12 protein-coding genes are annotated in these 12,014 nt (G+C 68.3%); 6 read left to right on the forward strand and 6 right to left on the reverse strand.

What is annotated here, in order from left to right; translation table 11 throughout:
- Positions 1-135: 135 nt before the first annotated feature.
- The 4 genes from GD1_RS08775 to GD1_RS08790 all read right to left on the reverse strand — a co-directional run bounded on the left by GD1_RS08775 (position 136) and on the right by GD1_RS08790 (position 4,714).
- Positions 136-2,445 (reverse strand): HelD family protein, encoded by a 2,310-nt coding sequence (locus tag GD1_RS08775; protein ID WP_059036749.1) that lies wholly within the window; start codon positions 2,443-2,445, stop codon positions 136-138.
- On the reverse strand, positions 2,442-3,056 hold the full coding sequence (locus tag GD1_RS08780) for a hypothetical protein (protein ID WP_053777846.1): 615 nt from the start codon (positions 3,054-3,056) through the stop codon (positions 2,442-2,444). Before GD1_RS08780 ends, GD1_RS08775 begins: the two co-directional genes overlap by 4 nt.
- 53 nt (positions 3,057-3,109) lie before the next feature.
- The gene (locus GD1_RS08785; protein WP_059036761.1) at positions 3,110-3,922 is read right to left on the reverse strand and encodes a DoxX family protein; all 813 of its coding nucleotides are present in this window, start codon (positions 3,920-3,922) and stop codon (positions 3,110-3,112) included.
- A gap of 90 nt (positions 3,923-4,012) precedes the next feature.
- Entirely contained in the window at positions 4,013-4,714 is a 702-nt protein-coding gene (locus GD1_RS08790) for an MBL fold metallo-hydrolase (RefSeq protein ID WP_053777875.1), read from the reverse strand.
- Between the two features lie 208 nt (positions 4,715-4,922).
- Between GD1_RS08790 and uvrA the strand changes: the two genes are divergently transcribed.
- Positions 4,923-7,781 carry an excinuclease ABC subunit UvrA gene (uvrA, locus tag GD1_RS08795; protein ID WP_020789897.1) on the forward strand — a complete coding sequence of 953 codons (2,859 nt, stop codon included), beginning with the start codon at positions 4,923-4,925 and terminating at the stop codon, positions 7,779-7,781.
- 78 nt (positions 7,782-7,859) lie between these two features.
- Here uvrA and GD1_RS08800 read toward each other — a convergent pair whose 3' ends face one another.
- On the reverse strand, positions 7,860-8,171 hold the full coding sequence (locus tag GD1_RS08800) for a hypothetical protein (protein ID WP_059036750.1): 312 nt from the start codon (positions 8,169-8,171) through the stop codon (positions 7,860-7,862).
- A gap of 172 nt (positions 8,172-8,343) precedes the next feature.
- Positions 8,344-8,781 (reverse strand): DUF1844 domain-containing protein, encoded by a 438-nt coding sequence (locus GD1_RS08805; RefSeq protein ID WP_059036751.1) that lies wholly within the window; start codon positions 8,779-8,781, stop codon positions 8,344-8,346.
- A gap of 294 nt (positions 8,782-9,075) precedes the next feature.
- Between GD1_RS08805 and infC the strand changes: the two genes are divergently transcribed.
- The 5 genes from infC (at position 9,076) to GD1_RS08830 (ending at position 11,870) form a co-directional block, all read left to right on the forward strand.
- Positions 9,076-9,663 carry a translation initiation factor IF-3 gene (gene infC, locus GD1_RS08810; protein WP_152972816.1) on the forward strand — a complete coding sequence of 196 codons (588 nt, stop codon included), beginning with the start codon at positions 9,076-9,078 and terminating at the stop codon, positions 9,661-9,663.
- A gap of 114 nt (positions 9,664-9,777) precedes the next feature.
- The gene (rpmI, locus tag GD1_RS08815; protein ID WP_020791720.1) at positions 9,778-9,972 is read left to right on the forward strand and encodes a 50S ribosomal protein L35; all 195 of its coding nucleotides are present in this window, start codon (positions 9,778-9,780) and stop codon (positions 9,970-9,972) included.
- 50 nt (positions 9,973-10,022) lie between these two features.
- Positions 10,023-10,403, forward strand: a complete 381-nt coding sequence (rplT, locus tag GD1_RS08820; RefSeq protein WP_053777849.1) for a 50S ribosomal protein L20 — start codon at positions 10,023-10,025, stop codon at positions 10,401-10,403.
- Positions 10,404-10,452: 49 nt separating this feature from the next.
- Positions 10,453-11,253 carry a TrmH family RNA methyltransferase gene (locus GD1_RS08825; protein WP_174519031.1) on the forward strand — a complete coding sequence of 267 codons (801 nt, stop codon included), beginning with the start codon at positions 10,453-10,455 and terminating at the stop codon, positions 11,251-11,253.
- The gene (locus tag GD1_RS08830) at positions 11,250-11,870 is read left to right on the forward strand and encodes a class I SAM-dependent methyltransferase (protein ID WP_059036752.1); all 621 of its coding nucleotides are present in this window, start codon (positions 11,250-11,252) and stop codon (positions 11,868-11,870) included. Before GD1_RS08825 ends, GD1_RS08830 begins: the two co-directional genes overlap by 4 nt.
- The last annotated feature ends 144 nt before the right edge of the window (positions 11,871-12,014 follow it).

Genomic DNA, 12,014 nt, shown 5'->3' on the forward strand with positions numbered 1-12,014 from the left:
TCCTCGCCCTTCGGGCTCGGTCCCGGCTCGGCCATCAAACGGGGAACCTCGGTGGGCCGACGTCGGGTGGTGACCACCTCTGAGCTGGGCCACCGCCCCCGACACACCGGATCCCGATCAGCCGGTTGACGTGCGTCAGTCGCGCGCGGGCATGTCGGCGAGTTCGGGTGGCAGGGCGGTGGCATGAACGACGACGAGCCGTTGGGTACTGCGGGTGAGCGCCACGTACAGGTCGCTGTGGCCACGTGGGGACTGCCCGATCAGCGCCGACGGTTCGACGACCACCGTGGTGTCGAACTCGAGGCCCTTGCACGTCGTCACGGTGTGTACCCGCGGCCGGGCGTCGTCGTCGACATCGAGTGCGGCGACGGCCGCCGACGTCTCGCGCAACAGAGTGTCCGGGACGACGATGCCGGTCAGACCTGTCAGTTCCGCGCTGGTGGCCTCCCGGACGGCGGTCGCCACCATGTTCTCGACCCGCACCTGCACGGCGACCGGTTCGATCCCGTTGGACCGCAGTGACGTCGGCGCCGACATCGACGGACTCACCGTCTTCAGCACCCGCGCTGCGTAGGTCATGATCTCGCTGGGCGTGCGGTAGTTGACGGTCAGCTCCCGCAGCTGCCAGCGTTTGGCGACGTACGGTTCGAGTACCTGACCCCACGATGTGGTGCCGGCCAGGTCGCCGGTCTGGGCGGTGTCGCCGATGATCGTCATCCACCGATTCGGGATGCGGCGCATCACCATTCGCCACGCCATCGCCGACAACTCCTGCGCCTCGTCGACGATGACGTGCCCGAAGGTCCAGGTACGGTCACCGTAGGCGCGTTCGGCGGTGGTGGCGCGCGTGGTCTGCGTCTGTCGCGATGCGAGCTGCTCGGCGTCGATCAGGTCATAGGCCATCAGGATCTCCGGGTCGAGCTCGTCCTCGAGATCCTGTGGTGCCGAACCGGTCAGGATGTCCAGTGCGTCCTGTGCCTCGGCGAGCTGCCGGCGCCACTGCTCCCGTTCGGCGGCCTCGGCCTCGGCGGTCCCGAACCCGATGAGCTCGGCGAGCTCGTCGAGCAGCGGAACGTCGGCCGGGGCCAGATCGCGGTCGTCGTCGGAACCGTCCCGATGCAGCGTGGCCCGCTCGGCATCCGACCAGCCCGGCGTGCACTTGCGCAGACCGGCCTTGTCGGCGAACAGGTCTCGCAACAGGTCCTGCGGTGTGAGGGTCGGCCAGAACTCCAGTAGCACTTCCCGGATGTCGGGGTCGCGGCTCATGTCCGAGCGGATGTCGGCGATGTCGGCCGAACTGAGCAACTGCGAGCCGTCGAGCAGGCTCGATCCGATCGCCTTCGCGTGGCGGGCCGCCAACCCGTCGAGCGCGGACCGCAGGAACACCGTCTGCGCCTGGTTGTGCGCCTTGCGTGAGGATCGGGCCTTGCCGCGCGCGACCTTGATCAGCTCGCTGTCGACCTCGACCGTATACCCCTCAAAGGACACCGGGATGGGCTTGCGGGGCAACGACTCCTGTGCCCGGACGGCACGCTTGAGCACGTCGACCATGGCCAGGCGCCCCTTGACCTCACGGGTCTCGCGCGCCTCCTCGGCGGTGGCGTGGACACCGGGGAACATCTCGCCGATGGTGGCCAGCAGCACCCCGGACTCACCCAGCGACGGCAACACCTGTCCGATGTAGTCCAGGAAGTCACTGTTCGGCCCGATGATCAGAATCCCGCTCCGCGAGAGGATCTCACGATGGGTGTAGAGCAGATAGGCGGCGCGGTGCAGCGCCACCGCGGTCTTACCGGTACCGGGACCGCCCTGGATGACCGTCACGCCACGATGGGGTGAGCGGATGATCAGGTCCTGCTCGCGCTGGATGGTCTCGACGATGTCGGTCATCTCGCCGGTGCGGGCGGTGTTCATCGCGGCGACCAATGCCGACTCGTTGACGACGTCACCGTGGCCGAGATCGTCGAGCGATGCCCCGTCGCCGGTCAGCAACTCGTCGTTGACCGTCCGGACCTGACGGTTGCGGGTGCGGATGTGTCTGCGGCGCACCACGTCCTCGGGTGCGGCCGGGGTCGCGAGATAGAACGCCCGGGACAGCGGCGCCCGCCAGTCCAGTAGCAGGGTGGTGTCGGCGGCATCGTCGTTCAGGATGCCGATACGACCGATCCGGCGGGTCTCGCCGTCCTCCAGATCGAGCCGACCGAAGTACAGATTGTGTTCTGCCGCATCGAACTTCGCGAGATCCTCGACGTACATCCGCTCATAGGACTCACGCTCGGACTGCGCCTGCGGGGTACCCGCGGACTCCCGCAGGGTCGCCGACAGCCGGCGGCGTGTGGTGGCGCGCATCCGGTCCAGCCGCGCGTAGACCTCGGCGAGGTGATCCTGTTCCTCGGTGACGCGGGGGTCGGCGGTGTCGACCGGGTGGGTGTCGGGCGTGCTCATCGGAGGTACTCCACGGTGAATCCGGCGTCATGTACGAGGCCGGCGCCGCGTATCGCGGCGCCCAGCGTCGAGGCGGCGGTCGGGTCGGTCAACAGTGCGCAGGCGTCGGCGGCCGCACCGGGCAGTCCGGTGTCGACACGTCGCCCGAGCCAGTCGAGCACGTGCTGCTGTGAGCCGAAGTCGAGTCGAGTGGTCGGGGAGTCGCCGAGTACCCCGTGCCGCGACACGTAGACGCAGTACGGGTGGTCGACGGGCAGGCGGTGCCCGGGCAGGTGAAGGGGATGGCTGGTGTGGCTCACGGTCATTCGATGATAGTTCGGTTCGGTGGCGTCGAGAACGTCGAGGTGGCGCGGGTCGAACCACGCCGCGACGGTCGACAACACGGCTCCCGGAGCCCGGTACGGGGCTGCCGGGATGTACCCGCGTCGTGCGACATGCCCGGAATATCCTACTGCCACCGCGTGCATCTCGACCGACACCAGCCGGTCGTCGAGGTCGGCGACGTCGAGTCCGGCGTCACCGAACTTGCGGCGCAGCACCGAGATCGAGGCATTGGAGCCGACGGCTACCACCAGCGTCGACCCCGGTGGGGGCGTGACCTGTCCGCGCACGGCCGATTGGGCCGACGCCTCCCACCAGGGGTAACGATCAGGGGGGAGCAGGGTCAGGACGCCACCTTGCGCCAGCGTCGGCGACCCGCTTCGGCGATCTCGGGTGCGCGTTCACCGATCAGCTCGGCGATCTCGGCCGACCGCTCCCGGGCGGCCTCGGCGATCTCGGGAGCGCGGTCGCGTACCTTCTCGGCGATCTCCGGAGCGCGGTCACGCACCTTCTCGGCGATCTCGGCCGAACGTTCCCGGGCGGCCTCGGCGAGTTCGGGAGCCCGCTCTCGCAGGATGCCCGCCGCATCCTCGGATCGCTCGGCCAGCGCCGCAGCACCCTCCTGGGTGCGTTCGACGAGGCTGTCCCAGGCCGTCGGCGCGGTCTTCGCGGCCACCGGCAGCGCAGCCGCCAGTGCCGCCTGCGCGGCCTCGGCCCGACGGCGTCCGCGCCATGCCAGCGACGGCTTGCCCTCGGTGTCGGCGGCCGCGATCAGCAGGCCGCCGGTGAGGCTCACGTTCTTGAGGAAGTTGGCCTTCTGTGCGGCCCGCTTGGCCGGGTCGGTCTCCTGCCAGAACGGATGTCCGGCGAAGGTCGTCACCACCAGCGAGCCGGCGAGGCCGGTCGCGGCCAGACGCGGGTAGCGGCCGGTGGCGAGCATCAGGCCACCCAGGACCTGGGCGGCACCGTTGATCCGGACCAGGGTGGCGGGATCACTCGGCAGCACCCCCGACACGGTCGGCGGCAGGGCGTTGAGCGAACTCTCGATGAAGTCACCCGCCATGTCGGCGCGGCCGGTCGGCTGACGGACCGCGTCGAATCCGGAGATGATGAAGATCGAGGAGAGCATCGGACGGGCGATACGGCGAAGAATCATCGGTGACACTGCCCTTCGTTGATCGGCTGGCAATCGGCGCCCAATCGAGGCTACCCGCCGCGGCCGGAAGAGGTCCGGTGTCGACGTGCCTCACCACCCCCGCGCGCGCCACTCGGGCAGTGACGGCCGCTCGGCACCCACGGTCGTGTCGAGGCCATGCCCCGGGTAGACGACGGTGGAATCGGCGTAGCGGTCGAAGATCTTGGTCGAGACGTCGTCGATCAGGGTGTCGAAGTCACCCGGCTGCCACGTCTTGCCCACGCCGCCGGGGAACAGTGAATCACCGGTGAACAGGTGTACGACGCCGTCGGCGGGATCGGTCAGCGCCAGGGCGATCGAGCCGGGGGTGTGCCCGACCAGGTGGATCGCATCGAAGGTCAGGTCGCCGACGGTCACGGTGTCGCCGTCGTCGACGAGGGTGTCGGGGGTGACCGGGAGCGGTTCGGCGTCGAAGCGGCCGGCCGCCGTGGGGACGCCGAGTGCGGCGGTGACCTGCTCGAGCGCCTGCCAGTGGTCGGGATGCTGATGGGTGGTGAAGAGGAGTTTCGGGGTGCCGCCGAGCTGTTCGAGCACCGCGAGGATGGAGTCCGCGTCGTTGGCGGCGTCGATGATCAGCTGATCGCCGGTGGCGCGCGAGGTCACCACGTAGACGTCGTTGTCCATCGGACCGACGGACAGTTTGACGATGGTGGCGTTGGAGAGGGTTCGGCGCTGGGGGCGTGAGCCCGTGGGGCCGTCGTCGGACAGATTGCCGGTGTAGTCGTCGGAGATGGTCAGGTCGGCTGCGGTCATGGTCATCGAGCCTAGTCGTCACCGACGTCACAGCCGAGGCATCCGCGCAGTCCAGACGCGTATCGTGGATGCGTGATGCGACGGCCTGGACCCGTCGCACGAGCATGCTCGACACCATTGTGTCGGTGGCCGTCGTTACGGTCGACGTGCGGGACGCCCGTGCCCTGGCACGTGTCTCGCCCGAGACCAAGTCGTAGATAGGAAAGCAGTGGTTGATCGCCTGATCGTCCGCGGAGCCCGTGAGCACAACCTGCGGGGCGTCGACGTGGACCTCCCACGCGACAGTCTGATCGTCTTCACCGGTCTGTCCGGGTCGGGCAAGTCGTCGTTGGCCTTCGACACGATCTTCGCCGAGGGCCAGCGGCGCTATGTCGAATCGCTGTCGGCGTACGCCCGGCAGTTCCTCGGCCAGATGGACAAGCCCGACGTCGACTTCATCGAGGGGCTGTCGCCGGCGGTGTCGATCGACCAGAAGTCCACCAACCGCAACCCGCGGTCGACGGTCGGCACCATCACCGAGGTCTACGACTACCTCCGCCTGCTCTACGCGCGCGCGGGCAAGCCGCACTGCCCGACCTGTGGTGCGGCGATCGCCAAGCAGACCCCGCAGCAGATCGTCGACCAGGTGCTCGAGATGGAGGCGGGCACCCGGTTCCAGGTGCTGGCCCCGGTGGTCCGCACCCGGAAGGGCGAGTTCGTCGACCTGTTCGCCGAACTGCAGACCCAGGGCTTCTCGCGCGCCCGGATCGACGGCGTGGTGCACCAGCTGAGCGATCCGCCCAAGCTCAAGAAGCAGGAGAAGCACGACATCGAGGTGGTCGTCGACCGTCTTGCCGTCAAGTCGAGTGCCAAGCAGCGTCTCACCGATTCGGTGGAGACCGCCCTGCGCCTCGCCGACGGCATCATCGTGCTCGACTTCGTCGACCTGGAGGAGAACGACCCCAAGCGCGAGCGTCGTTTCTCCGAGCGGATGGCCTGCCCCAACGGCCATCCGATCGCCATCGACGAGCTCGAGCCGCGGTCGTTCTCGTTCAACTCGCCCTATGGCGCCTGCCCCGAGTGCGACGGACTCGGTGTCCGCAAGGAGATCGACGAGGATCTCGTCGTCCCCGACCCGGACCTGTCGCTGACCGAGGGTGCCATCGCGCCGTGGTCGAGCGGCCACAATGCCGACTACTTCCTGCGCCTGGTGTCGGGCCTGGCCGACCAGATGGACTTCGACGTCGACACGCCATGGAAGAAGCTGCCCGCCAAGGCGCGCAATGCGTTGCTCAACGGCAGCGAGCACCAGGTGCACGTGAAGTTCCGCAACCGCTACGGCCGCACCCGCTCGTACTACACCGAGTTCGAGGGCGTTATGGCCTTCCTCAACCGGCGGATGGACCAGACCGAGTCCGAGCAGATGAAGGAACGCTACGAGGGCTACATGCGGGACGTGCCGTGCCCGGCGTGCAACGGTGCGCGGCTGCGTCCGGAGATCCTGTCGGTCACCCTCGACCACCCCACCCACGGCGACATGTCGATCGCACAGGTCTGTGCCCTGTCGATCGCCGAGTGCTCGGAGTACCTCGACGGCCTGACGCTCGACGCCCGTCAGGCCGCGATCGCCGGTCGGGTGCTGAAAGAGGTCCAGGCACGCATCCGGTTCCTGCTCGACGTCGGACTCGAATACCTGTCACTCGAACGGGCGGCGGGATCGCTGTCCGGTGGTGAGGCCCAGCGCATCCGCCTGGCCACGCAGATCGGTTCGGGACTGGCCGGCGTGCTGTACGTGCTCGACGAGCCCTCGATCGGACTGCACCAGCGCGACAACCGTCGCCTGATCGACACCCTCACCCGGCTGCGCGACCTCGGCAACACCCTGATCGTCGTCGAACACGACGAGGACACCATCAAGTCGGCCGACTGGATCGTCGACATCGGCCCCCGCGCCGGTGAGCACGGCGGCGAGGTGGTGCACAGCGGCAGCTACAAGGACCTGCTGAAGAACCGCAAGTCGCTGACCGGTGCCTACCTGTCCGGTCGTGACACGTTGCCGGTGCCCGAGATCCGCCGGCCGATCACCAAGAACCGTCAGCTCACCGTGGTCGGTGCCCGGGAACACAACCTGAAGGGCATCGACGTCTCGTTCCCGCTGGGGGTGCTCACCGCGGTCACCGGGGTGTCCGGCTCCGGAAAGTCCACCCTGGTCAACGACATCCTGGCCACGGTGCTGGCGAACAAGCTCAACGGCGCACGGCAGGTCCCCGGTCGGCACACCCGGGTGAACGGGCTGGGCAACCTCGACAAGCTCGTCCAGGTGGACCAGTCGCCGATCGGACGGACCCCGCGATCGAATCCGGCCACCTACACCGGCGTCTTCGACAAGATCCGGACGCTGTTCGCCGCCACCACCGAGGCCAAGGTCCGCGGCTACCAGCCGGGCCGGTTCTCGTTCAACGTCAAGGGCGGCCGGTGCGAGGCGTGCACCGGTGAGGGCACCATCAAGATCGAGATGAACTTCCTGCCGGACGTGTACGTGCCGTGCGAGGTGTGCCACGGCGCGCGGTACAACCGCGAGACCCTCGAGGTGCACTACAAGGGCAAGACCATCTCCGAGGTCCTGGACATGCCGATCGACGAGGCCGCCGAGTTCTTCGAACCGGTGACCTCGATCCACCGCTACCTCAAGACGCTGGTCGACGTCGGCCTCGGCTATGTGCGGCTCGGGCAGCCCGCACCGACGCTGTCCGGTGGCGAGGCCCAGCGTGTGAAGCTGGCCGCCGAACTGCAGAAGCGGTCGGCCGGCCGGACGGTGTACATCCTCGACGAACCCACCACGGGCCTGCACTTCGAGGACATCAAGAAGCTCCTCGTGGTGATCAACGGACTGGTCGACAAGGGCAACACAGTGATCGTGATCGAGCACAACCTCGACGTGATCAAGACCGCCGACTGGGTCGTCGACATGGGTCCCGAAGGCGGCGTCGGCGGTGGCACCGTCGTCGGCGAGGGGACGCCGGAGGAGATCGCCGACACCCCGGCCAGCCACACCGGCAAGTTCCTCGCCGAGATCCTCAACAGCTAGACCCGCGACACCCGGAGACCGCAACACCCGGAGATTGCAGAGTTTGGAGATCGGGGTGATCCGCAGGTCCGGGGCCGGCTACCGGCCCATGGACTTGCGGATCTCCTCGAGGCGTTTCTTGGCGGCTTCGTCGCGTGTGCGCATCATCTCGTCCACCGACTGTCCTTCCGGGGTGGACTCGGCGAGCTCCTGCGAGCCGATCGCGGTGGCGATCCGGTTCTCGATCTTGTCGCGGACGAAGTCGAACGTCGGGACCCCGCCCTCGGTGTAGTCGGGGTCGGGTACCGAACCGATCACCGGATCGGCCGGCACGACCTCGCCGTCGATGATCTGGCCGGTGGATGCGCTCGGATCGTACGGCGTCGGTTCGGGGGCATCGGGCGTCGTCATGACCCAATGCTAGGCCGCGTACGGGCCGACCGAGGCCGGGTGCGCCGCCCGCGAGGTGTTCGCGGGTCAGTCCGGGCGGAGCCATGTCCTGCCCGCGCGGCACAGTCGGTCGGCGCCCGGGTCGTCCCTGGGTCGGTCGGCCGTGGGTCGGTCGACGCCCGAGACCGGCCGCTCAGGGGCGGCGGTCGCGCACCGGTCCGGTGTACTTCTCGCCCGGACCCTCGCCGGGCGCGTCCGGGTAGGCACTCGCATCGCGGAAGGCGAGCTGCAACGCCTTCAGGCCGTCGGTCAGGGGTTTGCGGTGCAGACCGAGGTCACCCTCGGCGGCCTTGACCAGGCCGGCGAGTGCGTTGATCAGGGCCCGTGCCTCCGGCATGTCCTGGTACTGCGCGTCGCCGCCCGCCTCGGGGCCGACCTTCTCCGCGGCGGCGCTCATCAGCATCAACGCGGCCCGGGTGATCACCTCGATCGCGGGAATGGTCGCGAGCTCGCGGACGTTGTCATCAGCGGCTTCGGAAGTCGTCGAATCGGCTGCACCGGCACCCGTTCGATCGTCGACAGCTCCGCTACCAGCGGCGTCGTCGGAGGGCGAATAGGCATTTCCGGTCATGGCTGTTAGACTTCCATAGCACGACCGCCCCGGTTACCGCCGGGGTAGCAAGTGGAGTTCCGCTCCCACCGTCACGACGCGTCTCGAACGCAGTTGGACGGTCCCGGTCCGTTCGACTCGTTGTCGACCGCTGCGCGCGGTCCCGGGTCGAGACGATGGTGACATCGTCAGGATCGGTCGGTGACGGAGCCCTGCGATTCTCATCGCGGGGCTCTTTTGCTGGGCCCCGGATATCCGCCTGTACCCGACTCTCATCGCGGCGGCCGACCTGTTCGGAATTATCAAGGAGGCCCCATCAGCACTGAGACCCGCATCAACGAGCGCATCCGCGTCCCCGAGGTCCGACTTGTCGGACCCAACTCGGAGCAGGTGGGCATCGTGCGTGTTGAAGATGCGCTGCGCTTGGCATACGAGGCCGATCTGGACCTGGTCGAGGTTGCGCCGGACGCCCGTCCGCCGGTGTGCAAGATCATGGATTACGGCAAGTTCAAGTACGAAGCCGCCCAGAAGCAGCGTGAAGCGCGTCGCAATCAGCAGATGACCGTCATCAAGGAGCAGAAGCTCCGCCCGAAGATCGACGACCACGACTACGAGACCAAGAAGGGTCACGTCGTCCGGTTCTTGAAGGACGGGTCCAAGGTGAAGGTCACCATCATGTTCCGCGGACGTGAGCAGTCTCGACCCGAGCTGGGTTTCCGGCTCCTGCAGCGACTCGGCAACGACGTCGCCGAGTTCGGGTTCATCGAGACCTCCGCCAAGCAGGACGGACGGAACATGACGATGGTCCTGGCCCCGCACAAGGGTGCGAAGACCCGCCAGAAGGCGCAGGAGCAGTCGCAGAGCCCGGCCACCAAGCCGGCGCAGGGCGACGCCCAGGGCTAGTCACCACGGGGTCGTCGACGATCGGGGGATCGCCGCGACACCACAGAGCACTGCGGACGAACCACGCCCGTCACCCGCGGGCGTGGCTCTCGTTCGCTCGAATGAAGGAAGAACATGCCGAAGAGCAAGACCCACAAGGGCACCGCGAAGCGCTTCAAGGTGACCGGTAGCGGCAAGATCGTGCGCCAGAAGGCCAACCGTCGCCACCTGCTGGAGCACAAGTCGTCCCGCCGGACCCGTCGTCTCGACGGCACCGCCGTCGTCAGCGAGAACGACGCACCGCGCATCAAGCGCCTGCTGAACCGCTGACCCGGTCCGGTTTTCTCGAGCATCACCTGTACTGAAAGAGGATTTGACACATGGCACGCGTGAAAAGGGCGGTCAACGCCCAGAAGAAGCGTCGGACGACCCTCGAGGCGTCGAAGGGCTACCGCGGCCAGCGGTCGCGCCTGTACCGCAAGGCCAAGGAGCAGCAGCTCCACTCGCTGACCTACGCCTACCGGGACCGCCGCGCCCGCAAGGGTGAGTTCCGCAAGCTGTGGATCGCGCGTATCAACGCTGCGGCCCGCGCCAACGACATCACCTACAACCGCTTCATCCAGGGCCTGAAGGCCGCCGGCCTCGAGGTGGACCGCAAGGTGCTCGCCGACATCGCCGTGACCGACCCGGAGGCCTTCACCGGTCTGGTCGAGGTCGCCCGCAAGGCGCTGCCCGCCGATGTGAATGCGCCGGCCGCCTGAGCGCTCATCGAGCACACCACGACCCGCGAGTGATCGACGGAACGATCTGATGGAGATCCTGTCCGAACGATCCTCGCGGGTCGTGTCGTTGGCCAAGCTGCACCGCGCGTCCGTCCGCCGCGCCGAGGGCCGGTTCCTGGTCGAGGGGGCCAACTCGGTGACCGCGGCGCTCGACACCCGCCGCGCCGAGACGGTGCTCGTGCGTGAGGACGAGACCGAACGCCACGCCGAGATCCTGGCGGCTGCGGCGGCTGCCGGACTGCCGGTGTTCGGGTTGTCGGCGCGTGCCACCGAGAAGTTGTCGGAGGCCACCACCGCGCCGGGGATCTTCGCGGTCTGCCGGCTGCTCGACGCCGACCTGGCGACGGTGCTGGCCGACGGTCCGCGTCTGCTCGCGGTGGCCGTGGAACCACGCGAACCGGGCAACGCCGGGACGCTGATCCGCACCGCCGACGCGATGGGTGCCGATGCGGTGCTGATCCTCGGCGACGCCGTCGACCCGCACAACGGAAAGTGTGTGCGGGCCAGCGCGGGCAGCGTGTTCCACCTGCCGATCGTCCGTCATCGCGACGTCGACGCCACACTGGCCCGGTTGCAGGAGAACGGGATCGTCGTCCTCGCGACCGCAGCCGACGGAGAACTCGATCTGGACCACGCCGACGACGTGCTCGCCCGGCCCACCGCCTGGCTGTTCGGCAACGAGGCGCACGGATTGCCTGCGACGATCGCCACGGCCGCCGACCATCGCGTCTCGATCCCGATCCGCGGTCGCGCCGAGAGCCTGAATCTGGCTGCGGCGGCGTCGATCTGCCTGTACGACAGCGCCCGCATCCACGCTCGCGGCCGATGAGCCGACCCGGGTACGACGCACTCGCCGACCTGTACGTGCAGACCTTCGGGTCGCCGTACCCGACACCCGCCGACCGCGAGATCATCGAGGCCTTCGCCGGTCTCGTCGTCGAGAGCGGGCTCGCGGGCACGGTGGTCGACGTCGGATGCGGACCCGGCCAGGTCACCGCCCACCTCGTGGCGTCAGGGCTCGACGCGATCGGCATCGACCCCAGCACCGAGATGCTCCGGCACGCCCGTCGGCTGCACCCGCACGTCCGCTACCTCGCCGACGACGCGCACCTGTGCGCCGAGGGACTACGCGAGATCCCGATTGCCGCGATCCTGGCCCGCTACAGCCTGATCCACGTGTCGCCGTCCGACATCCCCGAGATCCTCACCGGCTGGGCCGCGCGTATGCCGTCCGGGGCGATGGTCTGCGTCGCCGGCCAGTCGAGTGACGTCGTCGGCGAGGTGGTGGAGTTCGACCATCGGGTCGCGCGGGCCTGGCGATGGCATCCGGACGCGATGTCGGAGGCGCTGGGCCGCGCCGGATTCGACGAGCACTCACGAACGGTCATCCGTCCGGACGCCCATCGCCGCTTTCCCGAGGCGACCCTGATCGCCCGGCGGCGCTGAACACCCACACGCAACGAACACCGACAGACACCGAACAACCCACACGCGCAGAACACGCGGCGACGGTGAACCATGCGGGGACGTCGGCACTCGCCTCCCTGCAGGTCAACGCGTTTGCGCCGTCGACTACCCTCGAATGGGTCG

Source organism: Gordonia desulfuricans NBRC 100010 (assembly GCF_001485495.1).
GTDB classification, from domain to species: domain Bacteria; phylum Actinomycetota; class Actinomycetes; order Mycobacteriales; family Mycobacteriaceae; genus Gordonia; species Gordonia desulfuricans.